The 22,153-nt window shown below is 47.5% G+C and carries 17 protein-coding genes and 1 pseudogene; 7 read left to right on the plus strand and 11 right to left on the minus strand.

Going from position 1 to position 22,153, the window contains the following annotated elements; all coding sequences use genetic code 11:
• Positions 1–41: 41 nt before the first annotated feature.
• From ACYVGO_RS18755 to ACYVGO_RS18775, 5 genes and pseudogenes are all read right to left on the minus strand, one after another.
• Entirely contained in the window at positions 42–188 is a 147-nt protein-coding gene (locus ACYVGO_RS18755; protein WP_460970552.1) for a hypothetical protein, read from the minus strand.
• A gap of 307 nt (positions 189–495) precedes the next feature.
• On the minus strand, positions 496–1,416 hold the full coding sequence (locus ACYVGO_RS18760; RefSeq protein WP_460970553.1) for a helix-turn-helix domain-containing protein: 921 nt from the start codon (positions 1,414–1,416) through the stop codon (positions 496–498).
• A 91-nt stretch (positions 1,417–1,507) separates the two neighbouring features.
• Positions 1,508–1,948, minus strand: coding sequence for an SDR family NAD(P)-dependent oxidoreductase (locus ACYVGO_RS18765; RefSeq protein WP_460970568.1), 441 nt, complete (start codon positions 1,946–1,948; stop codon positions 1,508–1,510).
• The gene (locus tag ACYVGO_RS18770) at positions 1,857–2,390 is read right to left on the minus strand and encodes an SDR family NAD(P)-dependent oxidoreductase (RefSeq protein ID WP_460970554.1); all 534 of its coding nucleotides are present in this window, start codon (positions 2,388–2,390) and stop codon (positions 1,857–1,859) included. Before ACYVGO_RS18770 ends, ACYVGO_RS18765 begins: the two co-directional genes overlap by 92 nt.
• Before the next feature lie 100 nt (positions 2,391–2,490).
• A pseudogene (locus ACYVGO_RS18775) lies at positions 2,491–2,690 on the minus strand (helix-turn-helix domain-containing protein).
• A gap of 61 nt (positions 2,691–2,751) precedes the next feature.
• On the opposite strand from ACYVGO_RS18775, the gene ACYVGO_RS18780 reads away from it, so the two are divergent.
• Positions 2,752–3,828 (plus strand): glycoside hydrolase family 43 protein, encoded by a 1,077-nt coding sequence (locus ACYVGO_RS18780; protein WP_460970555.1) that lies wholly within the window; start codon positions 2,752–2,754, stop codon positions 3,826–3,828.
• Between the two features lie 222 nt (positions 3,829–4,050).
• Here the strand turns inward: ACYVGO_RS18780 and lgt are convergent, their stop codons facing one another.
• The 5 genes from lgt to ACYVGO_RS18805 form a co-directional block, all read right to left on the minus strand.
• Positions 4,051–5,061, minus strand: a complete 1,011-nt coding sequence (gene lgt / locus ACYVGO_RS18785) for a prolipoprotein diacylglyceryl transferase (protein ID WP_460970556.1) — start codon at positions 5,059–5,061, stop codon at positions 4,051–4,053.
• 235 nt (positions 5,062–5,296) lie between these two features.
• On the minus strand, positions 5,297–6,604 hold the full coding sequence (locus tag ACYVGO_RS18790) for an amidohydrolase family protein (protein ID WP_460970557.1): 1,308 nt from the start codon (positions 6,602–6,604) through the stop codon (positions 5,297–5,299).
• Positions 6,605–6,772: 168 nt separating this feature from the next.
• Positions 6,773–7,354: a Crp/Fnr family transcriptional regulator gene (locus ACYVGO_RS18795; protein ID WP_460970558.1), complete on the minus strand. Its 582-nt coding sequence runs from the start codon at positions 7,352–7,354 to the stop codon at positions 6,773–6,775.
• A 108-nt stretch (positions 7,355–7,462) separates the two neighbouring features.
• Complete coding sequence (locus tag ACYVGO_RS18800) at positions 7,463–7,870, minus strand: hypothetical protein (RefSeq protein WP_460970559.1); 408 nt, start codon at positions 7,868–7,870, stop codon at positions 7,463–7,465.
• Positions 7,871–7,882: 12 nt separating this feature from the next.
• Positions 7,883–8,194, minus strand: a complete 312-nt coding sequence (locus tag ACYVGO_RS18805; RefSeq protein ID WP_142775167.1) for a YbbN family protein — start codon at positions 8,192–8,194, stop codon at positions 7,883–7,885.
• 250 nt (positions 8,195–8,444) lie between these two features.
• On the opposite strand from ACYVGO_RS18805, the gene ACYVGO_RS18810 reads away from it, so the two are divergent.
• From ACYVGO_RS18810 to ACYVGO_RS18820, 3 genes are all read left to right on the plus strand, one after another.
• Positions 8,445–9,647, plus strand: coding sequence for a PAS domain-containing sensor histidine kinase (locus ACYVGO_RS18810; protein ID WP_460970560.1), 1,203 nt, complete (start codon positions 8,445–8,447; stop codon positions 9,645–9,647).
• Complete coding sequence (locus tag ACYVGO_RS18815) at positions 9,644–10,705, plus strand: response regulator (RefSeq protein ID WP_460970561.1); 1,062 nt, start codon at positions 9,644–9,646, stop codon at positions 10,703–10,705. Before ACYVGO_RS18810 ends, ACYVGO_RS18815 begins: the two co-directional genes overlap by 4 nt.
• A gap of 213 nt (positions 10,706–10,918) precedes the next feature.
• A complete protein-coding gene (locus tag ACYVGO_RS18820) occupies positions 10,919–11,413 on the plus strand; it encodes a hypothetical protein (RefSeq protein WP_142775164.1) in 495 nt (164 codons plus the stop codon).
• 9 nt (positions 11,414–11,422) lie between these two features.
• Here the strand turns inward: ACYVGO_RS18820 and ACYVGO_RS18825 are convergent, their stop codons facing one another.
• A complete protein-coding gene (locus ACYVGO_RS18825) occupies positions 11,423–11,791 on the minus strand; it encodes a hypothetical protein (RefSeq protein WP_460970562.1) in 369 nt (122 codons plus the stop codon).
• A gap of 864 nt (positions 11,792–12,655) precedes the next feature.
• Between ACYVGO_RS18825 and ACYVGO_RS18830 the strand changes: the two genes are divergently transcribed.
• The 3 genes from ACYVGO_RS18830 to ACYVGO_RS18840 all read left to right on the plus strand — a co-directional run.
• On the plus strand, positions 12,656–18,235 hold the full coding sequence (locus tag ACYVGO_RS18830) for an SdrD B-like domain-containing protein (protein ID WP_460970563.1): 5,580 nt from the start codon (positions 12,656–12,658) through the stop codon (positions 18,233–18,235).
• 233 nt (positions 18,236–18,468) lie between these two features.
• Positions 18,469–21,258 (plus strand): GEVED domain-containing protein, encoded by a 2,790-nt coding sequence (locus ACYVGO_RS18835; protein WP_460970564.1) that lies wholly within the window; start codon positions 18,469–18,471, stop codon positions 21,256–21,258.
• A gap of 35 nt (positions 21,259–21,293) precedes the next feature.
• On the plus strand, positions 21,294–22,153 hold an 860-nt coding region (locus tag ACYVGO_RS18840), incomplete at its 3' end, for a hypothetical protein (RefSeq protein ID WP_460970565.1).

Here is a 22,153-nt window from a genome sequence, read left to right on the forward strand (position 1 = left end):
AGGGGCCGGGGGGCGTTTCACCCCATCGTTTAATGGCGTATTTATCCGGAGAATAATTTCATAATGACTACCGTGACGTTAGGCAGAAAAGCTTTTCCTTTCCAGGAGGTTCCTGACAATTCTACCGGTACAGGTGTTTGGAAGCTTAGAAGCCCCATAATGGTCAGGATATATAATATGTTTTTCATTACCGGCAGAAGTTTACAGTGAATCATTTTGGAAGTTTTGAAGGGTAGATATTTTTCTGTCGTATAAGTGGCATTATGGTAGCCTGAATCAAAAGTATAACATTTTCTTGTAGACTACTGGGCTAGATTTGCTTGCTACTGCCTCGGTCTGTGACCTCCTAGAACGCTTGAATTGTTAGTAAAAATATGGCCTGCGTCCTGGCTAATTGACTATCATCGGTAGTGAGCTAGGGTGCAACATCCACGGGCTTTTTTGAGACTTAGATAAAGTGCGCTTACAAAACGGGAACAATCGTTGAAAATCTGTTTAATTGAACGACCGCCTGAATTCCAGGGGCGACAGATTCGTTTTCGTTTTAAAGAGTTTACTAAACGATTGCGAGTGCTCAAATCCCAACGCGTAAGCCACTTCGCTTACCGATAAATTGGTGGTAGATAGCTTTTCTTTTGCGGCTGAGATCAGTTTATCATGAATATAGTGCTGTGCACTTTGCCCGATCAATGATCGCAGCATATCACTTAAATAACTAGGCGACAGGTTTAAATGATCCGCCAGATAGCCGACTGTCGGTAATCCCTGGCTTAACGAGGTTTCATCGGTAAAATAATGATCCAACACCTCTTCTAGCCTTTGTAGGAGATCGTGGTTTACGGCTTTGCGGGTAATGAACTGACGTTTGTAAAAACGATTCGCATAGTTCATCAATAGCTCAATTTGAGAAATAACAACGCCCTGGCTGAAATCGTCGATTCGGCTGTTCAACTCCTTTTCGATCATTTTAAAGATATCAATGATCGTTTCTTTTTCCTCTTCCGAAAGATGCAGCGTTTCATTGGTTGAATACGAGAAGAAGCCATACTGCTTGATGGTTTTGGCCAGCGAACACCCTAAAAAGAAATCCGGATGAATAAGCAGTGTATACTGCGAACATATGCTGCCATCGTCGTGACTGCTGCCGATTACCTGGCCCGGCGCAGCGAATAACAAACCACCTTCATCAAAATCATAATAACTCTGGCCGTACTTTAATTTGCCGCCGAGTTTTGGTTTGTACGATATTTTATAGAAACCCAGTACATGAGCGCCCGGTATGGCATTCATGGCTACGGGGGTATGAGCACCGTTGATCAGACTAACCAACGGATGTTTAGGCTTTGGTAAACCAAAGGCCCGGTGTGCATCGGCCAGCGATTCAATTTTATAAGGGCTGTTTTCTTCTTTTTTCATAGCTCAGTACATAAAACAGGATAACCGATATCAGGCTGACTATCGGTTATCATGGCTATTTTATCAATCAATTTTCCTGCGTCCAGGTTCCTTAACTGGCCTGACCCTGAGCCGCGTTGGAAACGTCGGCCCATTCCTCCCAGGTTGCCATCCGTTCAGCATAGGCAGTACGTACCCAGGGCAAATTATGACTGCCCAGAAAGAAACGTAGGGGGGGATTTTCGGCATCTACTACCTTGAAAAGCGCTTCAGGCGTTGCCGCTGGATCACCTCTTTCCAGAGATCTTAACTCACCAAAAAAATGGGTTTTAAAATCAGCGTAAATGTCGAGCCCTTGTGCGAACTTCAGAGATTCCTGGCTTCCAAACTCGGTGGCATAGGCACCCGGTTCAATAATGGTTACGTTGATCCCAAACGGTTTTACTTCCGTGGCCAGGCTTTCATGAATCGCTTCGAATGCCCATTTCGACGAACAGTAATAACCGATAACGGGTAACGTTACATGACCCAGGTTGCTCGATGTGCCGAGAATGTGACCGCCCCCCCTGCTTTCTCAATAAGGGCAAAGCCGCCTGAATAACAGAAACCGGGCCAATGATGTTCGTTTCGTACAGGGCACGAATATCGTCCGCGCTGGCTTCCTCAATGGTGCCAACCAGTGAATAACCGGCATTATTAAGCACAATATCAAGCCTGCCGAAGTGTTCGTGCGCTTGCTCTACGGCAGTTTTTACCTGCTCAGGCCGTGTCACGTCAAGCGCGAGTGTGAGCACGTTTTCGCCATAGTTTTCTTTCAGGTCGGCAATGCTTTCTACTTTGCGTGCGGTAGCCGCCACCTTGTCGCCACGCTTCAGAGCGGCTTCGGCCCAAACGCGCCCAAACCCACGGGAAGCGCCCGTAATGAACCAGACTTTAGGCGATGTTACAGGCGTTGGCGCAGGTTGATCGCTTACCTTCTCATTCTGATGTATCATGTGTTGTACCTTTTAATGATGCATCAAAGGTCAGGCTATCCAATTCGTCAGCTGTAGTCTAATTGAGGGGATTTGTAGTCAAATTGAGAAAGCTCTCCTACTACTCATACGCCAGTAAATCGCCTGGCTGGCAATCCAATGCTTTACAAATAGCCTCAAGGGTGCTGAATCGTATGGCTTTCGCTTTTCCGGTTTTCAGTATCGACAGATTGGCAAGGGTGAGAACCACTTTTCCGACAGTTCATTCAATGATATTTTACGTTTAGCCATCATCACAGCCAGATTTACAAGTATTAGCATGGCTTATATCGTTAGAAACCAGGAGCAGGATTCCTTTTTAAGGTACAGGCAAACTAGTAGTATGATGCGGCTTACAACAGTATTTATTGTTTTGATCATTACGCTGGAAGTAGCGTTGGCGCAATCTAAAAGCGACGTAATGTCCGCTGATTTAATGGCTCAGAAACAACTTAAGATTGAAGATGGTAAAAACGTCTGGATGTTGACCTATTTTCGTCAGCGTTATCCTACCCGGATTGAGGTTGATGCCAAGGGAAACATAATTGAGGTTCCCTTGCCTGACCCCATGCTGATTAATAAGTTGCACATTGCCTTATCAACCGATGGGCGGCATTGGACTCCTTTAAATGACAATAAACCGGTTTGGGACCAGCATGTCCGCGATCCCTATGTACGTCGAGGCCCCGATGGACTTTGGCGAATCTTATCAACGGGTGGCGGAAAAAGCGTTGACCGGGAGAAGGTAGGGCCAAGCTGTCTTTATATGACGTCCAGGGATTTGATTCATTGGCAGCTTGAAGGCCCTTTGCCCCTGATGAAAGATGTACGGAATGAGTCAGGGGCCTTTGCCGGAAATATTTGGGCTCCCGAATGGTTCTATGATGACAAAACAGCCGAATATATTTTATTCTGGTCGTCGTCGTTTAAAGATGTGGGCTGGAAGGAAAGTCGGCTGTGGTACTGTAAAACACGTGACTGGAAAACATTTACGCCCGCTCAGGTACTATTTGCCCCGCCTTACTCAGTGATCGATGGCACTTTGTTAGCGCATAAAGGCACGTATTACCTGTTTCATAAAGAGGAAGAGTTTGGCGCTAAAACCGGCGAAAGGCGGGCTATTCGGGTAGCTAGCTCCAGCAAACTTGAGGGGCCTTATCATGTTATTGAAGGGCCTTTGAATAATGGGCAACTAGTACCAGTTATCACGGAAGGCCCCACGATTATAAAAGACCCGATCAAGCCTGGGTGGTTGTTGCTGTATGATTACTGTATGACGAACCGATTTGGGGCTTCGTACTCGCCTGATTTGATTCATTGGACGGTTGACGAAGACATACGTTTTCCGGATGCAGCCCGTCATGGTTGTATATCCCTACTAACCGCCGAGGAGGCCAAAGCATTACTGAAAACGTATTGAACAGGGCTTTCGCAAAAAGCCGTGCCACGGTTCTTACATGATGCAGAAATAAACCGTGGCACGGCTTTTTGCGAAAGCCCTATTTAAGTAAGCCAGCGATTTCATAATCATGTGATCGGGTACGATTTGACCTCCTATTACTTCATACTCGCCTGGATTGCTGGAAAAAATAAGGCCTGTGTTTCCACAGGCCCAGGAGAGGTAAGGGGTTTATGGTACAGATCAGGCTACTGAACTCGATGGAGAAACTGGCTTTGTTGCCTTTGTTATATGATTTTGGAAACGTCTTGTTTTAAGGAGCCGTTTACTGGAAATTAAATCATCACACCTGGTAGAGTGATCCTGGCTGGATGCTGGCAAAGCTGACTGATAATCGCATTGATAGCAAAGACTTGATGACTGAATAACCAGGGCTACCGGAATTAATGAAGCAGGTCTGATAACGTTTCTTAACAATAAAATCAGACCGAGCAGAATTGCCGGTATACTCAGCAGTTGCCCCATATTAAGGCTCATACTGTCTTCAAAGGCCACCTGATTTTCCTTGAAAAACTCCCAGACAAACCGGAAACCAAACGTCCAGATTAGAAATATACCGAGCATTGTACCCGGCGCTGATTGATTACGGTACGCTTTCCAATACCAGAATAAGATAACGAAAAGAAGTAGGTAGGATAAGGATTCGTACAACTGAGTGGGATGACGGGGTACCTGGCTAAACTCATGATCTCTTAGAAAGACGAACGCCCAGGGGAGAGTAGTCGGTTTCCCAAAAATCTCGGAGTTCATCAGATTGCCAAACCGGATAAAGGCTCCCGCTAAGGCTATGGTAATGCATATACGGTCGGCAACCCACAAAAACGTTTGACCGCTCGCTTGACTGGACTGGCGACGCGAATAGAGCCAAAGGCCAATAATGATGCTTATAATAGCCCCATGACTCGCTAATCCATCAAAAGGCGGAGTTATAATGCGCAACGGATTCTTGATGAACATGTAGGGCTCATAAAACAAAAAGTGCCCTAGTCTCGCCCCCAGAATCGTTGAAATCACCATTGTCGTTAGCAGGGAGTCGGTATCAGCAAGAGGCTTCTTTTCAGTTCTGAAAATGTGTGTCATAACCTGAACCCCAAGCAGGAACCCGGTGGCAAACAGTAAGCCGTACCACCGCACTGGCCAGGAACCAATACGGACGATTTCAGGGTCAACATTCCAGATGATGTAGTGAAGCATAGTTTTCCGGTTGTATAGGTTAACCTAGGGCAAAACTATAACATTTTCTTGCCGACTGCTACCCCTGGATTGGTTTCTATTGCCTCGGTCTGTGCCTTCTCAAACTACTTGGATGGCTAGTACAACTACAGTCTTTGAGGACATAGGCTGAGAGGAGCCCTAGATAAAAAAAATAGTCCGGGAGCGGGTGTCAAATGAGGAAAGGCCACCCTGGCGTAAAGTACAAAACGGACCATTATTTTTTTGCCGACTCATAAACCAGTTGCCCTTCATGGAAGACGGCCCTGACCGAAAATAAGACCTCGGCGAAGTTGCCCTCCAAGTCGCCCTGAAAGGCCACCAGGTTCGCTTTCGACCCCTTTCGTAGGGAACCATACGTGGGAGAAATCCCTAGCGCTTTGGCTGCATTCGTGGTCGCAAATCCTAGTACGTCTGGTACAGGAATGCCTGCTTCATGATAAGCTAACAACACATCGGTAGCTCCATTACCCCGCTCAATCCCTTTAATGAAATTATAGTAGTCTGATCCTGAAACAATCATAATACCCTTTTTAACGGCTCTTCGCAGGCGGTCGTGAAAGGCATTTAGATTAGTGGTCAAATAATCATCAGCTTCTTTCCCTTTCATGCCGATACCCGCTACCAATAACTTCCCTTTGTGGATGGAGACATCAGTTGGCACTAAGTAAACCTTTCGTTCGGCCATCAGGCTCAAGGTACTATCCGATAACGAATAGCCATGTTCAATTCCATCAACGCCGGCTAAAACCGCATCCCGTGCCGATTCATCATAGGTAGCATGGGCCGTAACGGGAATCTGATGGGCGTGGGCGGTTAAGACAATCGCTTTAATCTCTTCTGGGGCTAAAACGCGATTATCGGTGTTCATGCAAACTTTAATGACATTAACGCCCTGTTTAATATGGTCTAAAACGGCGGTTCGCGCATCGGCGGCTCCCCGGATAACCCGATATTCCTGATCAATGATGAAACTATCGGCGGGGAAAAGCTTACCAAATTGCCCTCCGGGTGGACTCATAATTGGTCCTGAAGCATACAAACTCGGCCCTAGTGCCTTATTCGCGAGGAGTAGTTTTTGTAGACGAATATCCAGATACTGCCCCGAATTCCCTACATCCCGAACGGTGGTAATCCCGGCTTGAAGATGTTGTTTTGCAATAGTAAGGCCTTGCTCGATGCGTTGCTGAGCGGGCAGCTTGGCAGCTTCCTGGAAACCCGTTTCCGTTTGCGTTTTCTGCTCAATGAGTAAATGAGTATGCGCATCAATCAGACCGGGAGTAAGCGTACAATGGGCTAGATCAATAATTGTTGTGCCCTTGGGAACGGCAAGCTTCACACCTACATCACGAATAAGGTCATTTTGAATAAGAATCTGCTGGTCTTTGAGGAACGTACGGGTATCACTATCATAAAGCTTACCCACGCGTAGTAACGTAAACCTGGTAGCGGGTGTTTGGGCACAAACAAGTGTGCAGTATAATGTAGATAGGGCTAATCCCAAGGCAGCTATTTTCGGGAGCATATGTTTGTGGTATAGATGCGTATATGTTTATCTAAAGCAAAAATAGAACATTTTGGCGTTGCCTGCTAGGCTATATTTGGTTTCTATTACACTAGTCTGTGTCCTCATAGAACGCCTGGATTGCCAGTAAAAAAACGGCCTGTGAGGAAGCAGGCATAGAAATGTAAACTAGTCGTTGGTATGTTTTCGAGCCCGGATTCGGCTGAGAAAGGCGGGCGTAATGCCCAGATAGGAGGCAATCATATGCTGCGGAACGCGCTGCACAATCTCGGGGTAGCGCTGCACGAATTCGGTGTATTTTTCTTCGGCCGACTGGCTTAGTGATAACACGATCCGACGATGGGTGGCTACGTAATTATTCTGAAGCATAATGCGCAGATAGCGTTCCATTTTGGGGACACCACTTACCATTCGCTCCATATTCGCCCGATCCACCAGGAGCAGCTCGGCATCTTCCAGGGCTTCAATGGTATAGTCGGAGCGTTCGCCCGTCAGGAAGCTATACATATCACTGGTCCACCAGCCTTCAGGCGCAAATTGCACAATGTGTTCAGTTCCTTTGCTATCGACGGTGTAAGCCCGTAAAAGCCCTTTATCGACAAATGTAATGTACTTGCAGATGTCTCCTTCCTGTAGAAGATAGTGTTTTCGGCGAAGTTTTTTAGGAATAAAAAGCGTTTTCAGGAACGTAAACTCGTCTTCCGTAAGGTCAACCAGTCGGGCAATGTGGGTTTGAAGACGGTCGTACATAGGCAGTTTGACGTTTTTAGTGCGAGGTTTGATGTTTACAGGCGCAAGTTGGTGAATAAGACCAATTGGAACCGGTAAACATCAAACCTCGAACGTCAAACCACAAACTTACAATAGATTCAGGCTCATCATGCCCGACAGGAACTGAAGGCAGCCGTCTTTGATCCGGGAAAATTCGTTGACAAGGGCCGTAGTATGGCGCTCAATAGTGGCCGATAAGCCAAAGCGCGTATTGGTGCACTCCAGTTGCTGGATGTCGGCGGGGCAATCGGCACCTTCGCAAATCATGTCGCGGTGCAGCCGATTGAGCTTGGTTTGGAGGTGGTTCAGGTCTCGGTAATAATCGACGGCGTCGTGGCGCAGGCTACGACAGTTGTATTGTTCCATTACTTCGAGTAACAGCGACCTAAGTTGACGAATTTCTTCTTCCTGTTGGCGAATAATATATTGCCAGTGCTGGTGGTCCTGATGGCAGGTGGTTGTAGATACCGAAGTAGTGGAAGTTGTAGGGTTCATATAGGCTAGTTGTTAGTTTCTTAGAAAAGTCTGTTCCATTTGGTTGAAAAGATCGGGACTATCGACCGGACCTGAATAACGCCATAATTCCTGCCCTTGCCGAACTAAGGCAAAAGCGGGTAAAGACGTAAATCCGAAGCTATGAACCACTTCGGGGTGGGTTGATTCACTCACGCGCATGACCCTTACGGCTGGATTTAAGATGAATCGGGCCTTTTCCAGAAGTTGGTCGATTTCGACACGTTGAGCTGGAGATGCAGATGTAAATATCAACAGCACAGGTCGTTGGGGTGCATCTGTCAGCAACGAAGAATGAGGTGTCATGACAATAATCCGGTTAATGTCTCAAAATTGGCGTACTTATGCCAACCAAAGGCTGAGACAGATCAACTGAAAAACTGATTTTAATCAGCTGTATCAGGCGCATACACGCTTACTTTGCAAATAGCTTTTACCAGGGATTCTGTGGATGCTTTGGACTCTGTAGATTCTAGTGTATTAATAAACAACGTATTAGCTCCATAGAGCCCATAGTAGCCATAAGCATCCAGAATCATTTTGCCTGATTACATCTATGTTCGACGACTCGTTTGAGGCCGTTTTTTCCCATGCTACCATTGGCATCATCGTTTCGAATGAACAGGGCCGTATTGTTTCCGCGAATCGGTATGCTCGTGCTTTATTTGGCTACGATGAGGACGAAATGACGACCATATCTGTTGACGCACTTGTGCCTGATTCGATTGTGCAACGCCATGCCCAGTTGCGCGCTTCGTTCAACGCTAATCCGCAAATACGGGCTATGGGTCACGGACGCGATTTGTACGCCAAACGGAAAGATGGTTCAATATTCCCGGCCGAAATCAGTTTGAGCTACTTTTATCGAGAGAATACGCTCCTGGCAGTAGGCTACATTATTGATATTACCGCCAAAAAAGAGGCCGAGCAAACATTACTCGAACAGAAAAGCCGTATTGAACAACTCAATGCCGAGTTAGAACAGAAAGTGGCTGATCGAACCCATGCTCTCATGGCCACTTTACATCAGCTGGAAGGGTCGAAAGATGAGCTGGCAAAAGCACTGGTGGCCGAGCGTGAATTGGGCGAGTTGAAGTCCCGATTTGTGTCAATGGCGTCGCACGAGTTCAGAACTCCACTGAGTGCGGTGTTAACCTCGGCATCGTTGATTGAAAAATACCCGAATGCCGATCAACAGGATAAGCGGTTGCGGCATGTTCACCGGATTAAATCGTCCGTTAACCATCTAAACAATATTTTAGAGGAGTTTCTGTCGGTAGGGCGGCTTGAAGAAGGACGGCTTGACGCCATCTGGTCGGAGGTTGATGTGTATGGGCTAGTAGCCGAAGTAGTGACCGATTTACGGGACATGCTGAAGCCTGGACAACAGATTCAAACTCAGATAGACTGCTTGCTGCCAGTGCGTAGTGATCCATCGCTCCTACGAAAAATTTTGGTGAATTTATTGTCTAATGCAATTAAATACTCTGGCGATAATCAGGACATTAATTTGGTTGCTCATAGCCATGAAAGCGTCTTTCAGCTAACCATCAGCGATCAGGGTATTGGTATTTCGCCGGAAGACCAAAAACACCTGTTCGAACGCTTTTTTAGAGCCAGAAACGCAACTAATTTTGCTGGTACGGGTCTTGGCCTGCATATCGTTGCCAGATACCTTGAACTGCTGGGTGGCACAATTGAGTTGACCAGCCAGTTAGGCGAAGGCACTACCATTACCCTTACATTTCCTCCCTCATGAAAACTATTCTGCTCATTGAAGACAATGCCGATATTCGGGAGAACACGGCAGAGATTCTGGAATTATCCGGTTACCGCGTGCTGACTGCCGAAAATGGTAAGCTCGGTGTTGAACTGGCCCTCGCCGATCATCCAGACTTGATTATCTGCGACATTATGATGCCCGTTTTAGATGGCTATGGCGTATTACATATCGTTAATAAAAATCCAGACCTAAATGGTATTCCGTTTATTTTCCTGACGGCTAAATCCGAACGGGTTGACTTTAGAAAAGGTATGGAATTGGGTGCCGACGACTACCTGACCAAGCCATTCGATGATACTGAATTGCTGAGTGCGGTTGAAGGACGCCTGAACCGGTTTAATAAACTTCGGGCCGAGAGCTATAATCTGCAACAGGAGGGGCTCACGCAGTTTCTGGACGACGCCCGTAAAGTAGGTGGAGGTCTGCAAAGTTTATCTGCTGATCGAAAAACGCATCACGTTTCTAAAAAACAGTTTGTTTATACTGAAGGCGATGAGCCAACACGCCTTTATTTTCTAAAAAGTGGACGGGTCAAAACAACTCGCGCCAATACAGATGGTAAAGAGCTGGTAACGGGCCTGTACGGGCCAGGGGAATTTTTTGGAGACCTGGCTTTGCTCGAGGAAACGGCCTATACCGACTCCGCCCTCACGCTCGATGACTCGGAACTGGTGTATATTCCTAAAGATGATTTTCGGCAACTGCTCATAGCCCAGCCTGAAGTAGGGCGTCAGTTTGTGCGCCTGCTGGCCGGGCGTGTTAGTGAAAAAGAAGATCAGTTGCTGGGTATGGCCTACAGCTCACTCCGTCGGCGTGTGGCCGATGCCTTGTTGCGACTTCAGGAGCCTCTGCCCAATGGAGACCCGGCTCCTCCTATTCAGCTTTCTCGTGATGACCTGGCGGCCGTTATTGGCACAGCTACGGAATCACTAATTCGTACTCTGAGTGAATTCAAACAGGATGGCCTGATTGAGGTGAGCGGGGGGGGCATCCGGATACTGAAACCCGATAAACTCCGTCGGGCCAACTGGTAACCGTACAACTGTTGATGCTGTTGTTGCTATAGAATCCCTTAGCATCAGCAGAATTAAACGGGATGAGTAGCAGACTGGATCTGGCAGTGGTGTGGGTGAACTAGAATAGCACTAACCTGCCATTGACCAGAATCAGGTTTTGGATTGAGCTAGCTCAAGTAGCAAGGGCAGATGACGGCGTAATTTTGACAGGAATACTTGGTACGATACCGTATGAAAAAAGCCCTGCTGCTCACTGACTGTTCTGTTGACTTAGCCTTATCGGTAAACCGTTGGATGCAAAATCAATCGGACTCAATTGATTTAACAGTTGTCTATGCCTTTGGGCTCTCCGCTGATCCAGATCAACCGCTGAAAGCTGCCGCTCACCGTACCGCTAAACAGGAGGCTAATGAGAACCTAACGCAATGGCTTAGCTGCCTGCCTATGCCCTGGCCGGGTAAAATTCAAACTGAAACACTCTTGGGTGAGCCTGAGCTGGTCATGCGGATTCATTTATTGCTCCGTCAGTATGATTATCTGCTCATTGATGTTGAGCAGCAAGAGGTTATATCGGCGTTTGTAGCCTGTAAGAACTACATTACGACTGAACTACACAACCTAAGCCTGCCTGAGCCAGAAGACCATAATTACTCACCTGTGCTGATGCAGACCGTAAGTCAGTGGTTGCGGGTACCGGTTACAGTACCCGCAAGTCGACAGGCTTAGACTGAATTATCAATACCGTTCGTTCCCTTCTTCTTCCTCTTCGGCGAGTTCGGTAATTTCCTTCTCTAGTTCATCGTCCGACAGATCGTCATCTGATAGATCATCGGCCGAAAATTCGTCGAGTTCTTCGTCGTTTGATAGCTCGTCTGTTGCATGGCGTGCTGTAGCTGTATCGGTATATAAAAGAGTGTCTGATGCTTCTTCTTCGCCAGGATTCAAAATGTCTGGACTGTTATTAATGCCTAAGCCTGCATAAACAACGGCCCCTTCGTCATCATCGTTGTCGGGTGCATTGTTATGTTGGGGAGATAGGCCCTTTAATGAATTACCTAACGTTTGGTCGGGGCTTTGCTGATCGGCGTTGTTCGTATTTTCCATGGCTATCACTTGTTTAGTCAAGAGTCGTTTTTGGTATTGATTAGTACCGTCTATTCCTGGTTATTGACTAACTACTGGCAATTAAAAGAGTTTAGCTGGTTGGGCCTCTACACCGATCAAGTTTCTGTAATTCGTCTTCTCTATCAATACCTCAATCCCAAGGTTTCGCCTTACTACTGGTTTGCATTCTGCTACAATGCATTCATTAGTAATGGTAAAGACCGCTTTAACTCTGGTAGTGATAGAAGTAGCATAATTAGAATACAATAAATTAATGTAGAGATACTATAAGTTTATGTTGAGTAAGTAAGCCATTCCACATCTATACAAATTCTGTGCAAATTGAAGTAGAATTATCTAGTGTTTGATTAATAAAAACGTTCATTCATGCTGAAAAAAGGTCTATTTGTATAGTTATATCCTTTATTCATAATTAATGATAAAGTTAATTTTAGTTCTAAGTGATTTATATTGAAGAAAGCGTCTGTTCGCTTTAAAAATAGCATTATACAGCATGTTTTTTTGCCTACCTACTTAAGTATAAATAGATCAATAGTTTCACGGTTACATTATTGCTAGTCTATTTTCGGCAATACATAAAATTAAATGTATTTATAATTTATAAATTAGTTACATTTTGTTTGATTCTCTATCTAATACTACTAGTTAAGCTGGTGATGGATAGGTGGTTAATGTTAGCCGTTTAGTGAATAATTCAATCTGATCCCATTCAATAATCGTCCTGTCCAGCCCTTGCAGACTGTGTATGGATGGTTGTGCCCTAGTTGTACTACACCAGCAATAAAAAGGGATTGGTTGCCTTGCTGGTATTACCTTTTTTATATCAAGCCTATCAGTAACTCTATGAAAAATCTTGTACCGTCTCTTCTACGAACAGTTCTCTGGCTAGGCCTTTTTGTCGCTGTTTCAGTGATGGCTAAAACATTCACAGCTACTTTCCTAAAGGATAATGGCTCTGCTGAATTCGTGGCTTCTGCCTTGTTGCCTAAGTCAGGTGAAGTGGATAAGGGTAAACAAGTAAGCTATGCTACCTCATCAACTACACCTACGCTTCCGCAGCCAACAGCTGCCTGCTCACTAACGCTTAACCGAGTCGACGTGTCAGATTGTTATTCGGTTAGTGGCGTTAGCAAAGCAACCATAAGCGTTGAGGTAGGCTGGCAGGATGGCCCTACAAATGACTATATCGTGGTTACAACTGCTGGACAAAGCCGTACAATTGTTCCTGGTATCACAACGGTAACCTATCCTCAACCGACTACACTACTCATTCAGGGAACACAGAATATCGTTACGCCACAGGTCGTTGCGTTTGAAGTTGCCTTAACGGGAGCCGCTAGTAATGGTACGGTCACTGCTCAGTTTGCAGACAGCCCCAGTTGTCAGGCTAGCCAAACATTCAGCCTCCCTGCAGCTTGTCCGCCAACCAACTGTAACGGGAGTCAGTTAGGTGGGATTGTTTATCGGGATTTTAATGCAGATGGTATTCAGCAGACGGCCGAAACACAGGGCGTTTCTAGTGTTAGTGTTACGGCTTATGACTGTAATGGTACCAAATATGGGCCGGTTCTAACAGATCAGTATGGGAAATACCTATTTAGTAGTACCAGCATTCAGTACCCGGTTCGAGTAGAGTTTAGTGATCCGTCCGGCGTTGATGTGGGAACGGTTTACGGCGCAAATAGTAAATCAAATGTTCAATTTGTGAGCCAGGCCACCTGTTCGGTTAATTTAGGTATAGCTAACCCAACGCTATACTGTCAGTCGAATCCTACTATTTTTATTCCGTGCTACACCTATGGGGACCCACTAAACCTTAACCCATCACCCGCCGTAGCGGATGCTGCTTTATCGGCTAATTCAGACGCAATTGTTAGTTTTCCCTACGATGAAAGTAATACGGCTGCAACGGGTATGACGCACATTGCAGAAGCGCATGCAGTAGGTACGGTTTGGGGCTTGGGCTATAACCGGTTAACCAAGGATTTATTCTTATCGGCAACGCTTCACCGGCATGCTGGTTTAGGGCCACTCGGTGTTGGTGGGCTGTACGTAACCCATACCAGCTCGGCCAGTGCCACTACCGAAAGTTTCATGGATGTATCCAGTTTAGGGATTGATGTGGGCGCTGCTTTAGTACCCGTAAATGGTGCGGGAGGACGCGCCCTTTCGGCCGACAAAACCAAGCCCAGCCATGATGCCGCCGTATTTTCTTTAATTGGCAAGGTTGGTATTGGCGGCTTAGAGGTTTCGGAGGATGGGCAAAAGCTCTGGTTCGTTAACCTCTATGACAAAAAGCTGTATAGCATCGATATTGCTGCTTACAATACATCGGGCACTAAGCCAACCAGTGCCCATGTAAAGTCCTATACAATTCCGGACCCATCCTGTGCTGGCGGTAGCTCGCGTCCTTGGGCGTTGCACGTGTATGGAGGTAAACTGTATGTGGGTACCGTTTGCGATGCATTAACGTCACAGAATAAGTCAGATATGCGGGCCTACGTCTATGCCTTTGATCCAGCTAGCTCGGCATTTAGCCCGGTCTTCGACTTCCCGCTTACCTATCCTAAAGGGTATGGTATTTCGCCTAAAAACTCGCCGGGTCAGGCCGGAGCCGATAGTACAGGCTGGTATCCCTGGACCGATTCATTCGATGATCTGGTTATTGCGACCAGCACAGCGGTATACAAGAGTTTAGTACACCCGCAACCTATGCTGGCCGATATTGAATTTGATGTTGATGGCTCGATGGTGCTGGGCTTCGCCGATCGGACGGGACTACAGGGAGGATATAACAATTACAGTACCGATCCTTCCAATACACAGCTGTATACAGTTAACCCGGCAGCGGGCGATATCCTGCGCGCCTATAATTCGAATGGCTCCTATATTCTGGAAAATAATGGAAAAGTAGGGCCCTTCACGGGTACGGGCGTTACGAATAACCAGGGGCCAGGTTTTGGCGAATTCTATGACGATAACTATTTCGACGGCAGTAAATTTGCTCATACCGAACTGGCCCTGGGCGGATTAGCGCTAAAGCCAGGAAGCGGACACGTAGTAGGGGCCACAATTGACCCTGTTGCTACGGTAGCCAACTCGGGTGGTGTTAAATACTGGAATAATGAAACCGGAGTTGCAGAGGCAGCCGCCATTGTCTATACAACGGGTACTGATCCAGGTACGTTTGCGAAAGCTGCTGGCTTGGGCGAGCTCGATTTGAACTGCGATCTGCTCCAGGTTATTGAAATCGGTAACCGTGCCTGGGTTGATACCAACAAAGACGGTATTCAGGACCCCTGCGAGAAATCACTAGCTGATCTTCAGGTCGATTTGTACAAAGGGACGACCAAAATTGCGTCAACTACCACCAACGCAGAAGGGGAGTATTACTTCTCCAACAAGGCGAACCTGACAACAGGAACCTGGCTGGGTACCGGAGCAGATACAACTCTTCTGGCCACTACCGCTTATTCATTAGTTTTTGGGGCTACCCAGTTCAGTGGCAACATTCTAACTGTTAACGGGAGCAAATTGACCCTGACAGGTGCCAATAGTACGACAACGAATGCGAATGACCTGAATGATTCAGATGCTCTGGTAACTACAGTTGCTGGTATTACTGCACCTGTTATAAGCCTGACAACGGGTAATACGGGTTTTGTCAATCACAATTTCGATGTTGGATTCGCTTGCGTATCCACGCTGGTTGCCAGCGTAAGTGTTACACCAGCAACCTGTAACACCGCAACACAAACGGCGAAAAGTGATGCTAAAATCAACCTGGCTGGTATCACCAATGCTGATAAGGCCTACTTGATGACAACGTCAACCATTCCGTCGTATACCGCCACGGGCAGTACGCCAGTTTCGGCTAGCGCGGTGTCTTTCACAGGTCTGGCTAATCCAACCAGCACCAGTGGTACCTCCTATAGTGTCGTGTTGTACAATGGCCCTTGCTGTTATACTGTTGTGTCGGCACTGTTGCCCCAAACAAATTGCACCATCCCCTGCGCTATATCGGTGGTGGTTACAGCCGGTACTTGCCAATCAGCAACCAATCAGTATACACTGGCCGGTACTGTCAGCTTTACATCGGCTCAGGCTGGTTCGCTGACTATTACGGATGGTACACACAGCACTACAGTTGCTGTTTCATCGGGTGCGCCATCGGTCACTTTCTCCCTCAGCGGACTAATTTCTGATGAAACGGTGCACACGGTTTCTGTTACTAGTTCGGCCACCAGTTGCGCAGCAACAAGTACTACCTATACAGCCCCGGCTTCCTGTACAATTGCTCCGCTTCAACTAGCGGTGGTAGTAAGTACACCCGTTTGTAACTCAGCTACCAATCAGTACAGTGCTACGGGCACGGTTAGTCTGACTAATAGACCTGCCGGATCACTGACGATTACCGACAATGGAACGACTATCGGTGTCGTAAGCGTAACGGCTGGGCAAACCTCGGCCAGCTTTAGCCTGAGTGGCAGTAGCAATGGGCCCGCTTCACACACGGTTGTTGCTTCTCTGGCAAACGCTGTTGCCAGTGCAATCTATACTGTACCGGCTAGTTGCACCGTTTGCTCACTTTCGCTAACGACCGCCAGTCTGGCTAATGGTCAGGTAGGAGCCGCCTACAGCCAAACGCTAACAACCAGTGGTGGTACGGCACCAGTAAGCTTTACCGTCTCGGCTGGTAGCCTACCTGCCGGATTAACGCTGGATGGTACAAGTGGTGTGATTTCGGGAACACCCACATTGGCTACTACAACGTCCTTTACAATAGGCGTGCTTGACAGTAAGAACTGCTCAGACACAGCACCACTAACAATTACGACTTCAGCAGCGCCAGTTTGTTCGTTAACGGTCAGTGTCACAAATACCGCCTGTAACCCGGCCAGCAATACATATTCGTCTACGGTGAGTGTTCTGCTGACTAATCCTGTAGCCGGTAGTATCACCTTGTCGGATGGTGTAACGAGTCAGATATTGACGGTCACGGGCAGCACAAGTGGTGTGAGTGGGACATTCAATGGCCTGATTGCCGATGGATTGGTGCACACAGTTTCAGCTAGCCTTAGCAGTTGTGGTACGAGCAGCACGACTTACGCAGCCCCCATTTCCTGCTCCGTAATCCCAACAGCAGGCTTGGGCGACTATGTGTTCCTGGATGCTAACAAAGATGGTATTCAGAATACAGGTGATACGCCAATCGAGGGAGTGACGGTGACACTCTACACCAACGGAGGAACGTCAGCCACCACTGTTACGGATGCCTCAGGTTTATATAGTTTCACGGGTCTGACGCTAGGCAGCAGCAACAGCTATGTAGTGGGCTTCACCGCCCCAGCAGGCATGACGGCTACATTGACCCATGTAGGCTCATCTACAGCAGACAGTGATGCCGATCCGATTACAGGCAGAACTCAGTCGGTTACACTGGCTGCGGGTGAGTTTAACCCCACCCTGGATGCAGGCTTCTATACAATTGCACCAACCCTGTCGCTGGATAAATTCGTTGATAAGTCCAAAGCCCAAATCGGCGATGTACTCACGTATACGATCGTAGTAACCAATGCCGGGACAACGACCGCCACCAATCTGGTTGTCCGGGATTCCAGCAGCATAGGACTAACCTATGTGCTTAACTCGGCTACTGCTCCCGCTGGTACAACGTTTACGTCAGGTAGTCCTGTCAATACCTGGACAATTGCGTCTATTAGCGCTGGCCAAAGTCTGAGTCTGACATTCCAGGCTGTTGCCGATAGCTCAGGTATCCTTTATAATACAGCCGTTATTCCTGGCGATACGGCAACGGCATGTACGTCTATACCCTACCGTATGTGCGCTGGCAGTGTCTACCTGTTCCAGTTGACAACCGTTCCGGGTCGTAGTAGTTACAAATGGTTTAAGGATAATGTGGAAATCAGTGGGCAGACCACCAATGTTCTGGAAGTTACTGCACCCGGTACGTATAGCTTAGCCGTAGATAACGTTACCGGAAAATGCCCGGACTTCAGTTGCTGCCCTTTCATTGTGGAAGAGGATACCTTACCAACCTTCCAGGCTGTGGCTGTACCTGTCACCTGTACGGGTAATACCGCTCAGGCTAACGGTAAGATCGTGCTCAGTGGCTTTAAGGCGACCTATACCTATCAATATTCGTTGGGGACCAGTTTCAATGAGTCTGCTCCGTTGTCAGGTACCAGACAGGTTATTCCTGTGGGGGGTACAATTGTAAGTAGTCTGGTTAATCCTGCTGCTAATCAGGCGTATACGATTCGGGTGTATAACGCATCAGGTTGTTATACGGATGTAACGGTGATGCTCTTGCCAACGGTTTGCGGTTGCCCGCCCGAAAGTTGTGTGCCATTAGTCATTCGGCAAACAAAACGACCAGCCCGGCTTGGGGATTCCCATTAAGGTGAAGTGGTTCCCAAAAGGGAATCAATTCAACTGCGCAATTCCTATGTAAAAGCAGATAATTTAAATTCCATAAAAGCGGTGCTGAGACATCTCAGCACCGCTTTTTGTTTATAGACAGTGACTTACGCTCCGTTTACTATAAACTATTTTATTTTTTGGCACATTGTTTGTGTTGTGACAAATACCACACATTTAGTATCCTAATTGTTCAACTTTAATATTTAGTACCCATGTTTAGGGTTACTATAGCTATTGCTATTCTACTAACTGTACACCTACTTTTGATAAGTAGCCTGAGTAAAGCACAGGAAAGTTGTGCTACGCCACAGCTTTCCGACGATCAACTTATACGGCAGGAAGATTTACTTGCACAGCGTACAAGAGCCCCATCTGCCCGGCGTGCAGCTCAGGTTCAATACATGCCTATTCGGTTTCATGTCGTTCGTCGGAGCGATGGAACCGGAGGGGCCAGTGTAGCGAGCCTGAACCAGGCATTAGTACTACTGAACCAATTGTATCAGCCGGTGGGTATGGCTTTTTATTTGTGTGGTGCCCAACCGCATTATATCGATAATACAGCCCTGTTCGATTATGATAATAGCGAAGAGAGTTTACTGGCTAACGCAAACGATGTGTCCTATGCCATCAATGTTTACCTAACCAATACACTAAGTTATGGCGGTAACCAGGCCACAGGTTATGCGTATTTCCCAAGTTCGCTGGCTATCTCAAATCGGGTATTTGTGAAAGCCAGTCAAGTAACGGACTATACGCTAGGACATGAGTTAGGGCATTATTTCAACCTGTACCATACATTCCAAAGCAATCAGAGTAGTACGGTAGCCAACCGTGAATTAGTGATCCGCCCCGGCGAATCGCAACAGGGTAGACCATTCGCCCCCAATTGTGATACTGCAGGGGACTTTGTTTGTGATACACCTGCCGACCCCTACAACATGCCAGGCGCCACCGTGTCGGGTTGTACTTATTCCGGAACAACTACGGATGCTAACGGAGACTTGTTCAAGCCGTTGGTCTCCAATATTATGTCCTATTATTTTTCCTGTACCAATGACCATACATTTACTCCTGGGCAGTATGCCCGCATAACAGATGGTATAAGTCTGCGGCTCGATCCCGGCAATGAATACGCGCTCCTATGCGCCAATAACCCGGTTTCGGCTCCCACAAATCTTGTCGCCAGTATACAGTCGGGTGGGGCACAGATCCAGTTTGCGTATGCTGGAAGTGATGCCGCCGGTTTTCTCATCGAACGATCGTTCGAACCGACAACGAACTTTACAGTTATTGGGAGTTTGCCACCGGGCTTGTTTTCATTTGTAGATGGCAACCTGACCGCAAATACGATTTATTATTACCGCGTCAAAGCGTCAAACGCATCAAGCCAGTATAGTCAGGTCGTTAGCCTCAATTCTGGACTGTTTTATTGTATACCCGTATATACCTGGCCCGTTAGCAACTTTAAACCGAAAGTTGATGATTTTATCCTGACAGGCAGTCAGTCTACGCTACGGTCTGTGGCAACGGGGGCTGGGCCTGCGGGTTACTCAGACTTTACCGCTACTCAGCTTAACGTACAGCCCAGTCATGTGTATTCGTTCACGGCCAGTGCTGTTACAGGGAATGCCGGAAGTTATATCAAACAGCATCTATCTATTTGGCTTGATAGTAATCGGGATGGCGTCTTTAGCGATACGGAGCGACTGTTTCAGTCGTCGCCTACCCAGTATCTTGCCCCCTCACTGGTGAGTACGATCACGATACCTGCTTCTGTGAGCGCAGGCCCGACCAGGCTTCGGCTACGGAGTCAATACGCGTCAGACGGATTAGTCGTGAGCCCCTGTGATCCCTACAACTATGGAGAAACGGAAGACTACACGATCGTAATAGATGGGTCTAACTCCAATCCAACGACCTGCTTCAGTCTGGTTGCCGCTGCAACGCCGGTTCACTGTGTGGGCAATCAGGATGGGGTTGTTAGCCTGACCGCAGTTGGCGGCACGGCTCCGTTCTCGTATTCACTGAATAACCAGTCGAATGCAATGGGCACCTTCACCAACTTATCGGCGGGCAGCTATACGGCTATTGTAACCAATGCGGCCTGTAGCCAAAGTCTGGTTATAACCGTTGGGCAGCCAGCAGAAGTAACGGCAAGTATTTCGCCCTCATCGGCTTCAACCTGTAGTGGTCAATCCCTGACACTTGTCGCCAGCCAGGGAAGCCAATATTTGTGGAATACTGGCCAGATCAGTTCCAGCCTCATTGTTGCGGCATCCGGTACCTATTCAGTTACGATCACCAGTGATGTTGGTTGTACGGGTACGGCAAGTACTTCCGTTCTGATAGTCAATTGTCCGCAGTCTATAGTGGTTCGGGCAAAATTACTGCTCGAAGGGTTTACCGATGCCCAGACTGGCCTGATGCATACCTTGCTGGTTTCCTCGAATCTGATTCCTAAACAACAGCCTTACTCATCGGCACCCTGGTTTTATACGGGCTCTGAACAAGTTTCGTCATTCCCGACCAATGTGACCGACTGGGTGCTGGTTGTAGCCCGAAATGCAGCGGGTAGCGTATTGGCCCGGAAAGCTGCCTTTGTGCGAAATGATGGAGTACTGATTAATACCGACGGAACTGAAGGCGTTGTTTTCTCCTCTGTGTCGGAACCAATTTATGCCTCGATCCATCACCGGAGCCACCTGGCTATTCTATCGAACCAACCCATCTCCAACAACCAGCTCGTTGATTTTACGACCGATGCCACTGCCGCTCGGGGAACGTCGCAACTTGTGCTCATAGGGGGAAAACTGGCTATGTATTCAGGTGATTATGATGCCAACGATGTAATCAACAGTACAGATTATAACCGATGGAAAGTGAACGCATCGGCTGTGGGTCGTTACCTGTCTATCGACGCTGATGGTAATGGAGTCGTTAACAATCAGGATTTCAATCACTGGGTAGTCAACCGATCCAAAATAGGAACGCCCGGTCTATAAGAATACAAATTTGAGGTAATTTATAAACCACCATCATGAATAATTTTCGACGTATACTACTCAGCACCCTGTTGGGTTTACTGGTAATCTGTTTGGCGTCCTCTTTGCTGCGGGCACAAACTGCCGACCTGAGATTCTCGACGCAATTGGATTGTGCAACTGGCCAATATACGGCCACGATGCAAATTCGGGCAAGCGATGCCACCTCCTTTTCGATTGGTACTTCCTCTATTTTTCTGAGCTATGATCCGGCTTCGCTAACCTTTGTTAGCTATCAGTCGCTCAATTTCGATACGAATAGTCTTTGTGGAGGACAAGCCTTGTGGGATGCCCATAGTTTCGATGGATCAACGCCCGGCCTGTTCAATCTGACGATGGTGCTCAATAGTTCATCCATGAGTTGCCCCCTGATTACGAATGCCGACTGGATCAGTATCGGCACGCTTACCTTCAAGGTGGGTAATCCAGATGGAAACCCTGCGTTAGTAGTCAACCCGGCGTTTAGTAGTTTTAATGCCGTTCCGGCCAACAATGGCGTCCTTCAGATTCAACAGGGCCAGTATGTAGGTGTCAACCAGGCGGGTGTTCTTGCCTGCACGCCCATCTGTTCACTAACAACGACGGCTACACCCAGCCCGTGTGATGCGGCTACCAACCAATACAGCCTGTCAGGTACAGTAAACCTAAGTAATGCAGTTGCTGGCAACCTGACGGTTAGCGATGGCAACATCTCAACCGTAGTGGCGGTGACGGCGAATCAGTCTACGGCCACTTTTTCCCTACAGGGCCTAACCTCTGATGGAGCTAGTCATACCGTAACGGTGAGCTTACCTGGTTGCAATACAGCTACAGCCACCTACACGGGCCCGGCATCCTGCACAGATGCAGCCTCGAT

Source organism: Spirosoma migulaei (assembly GCF_054776855.1).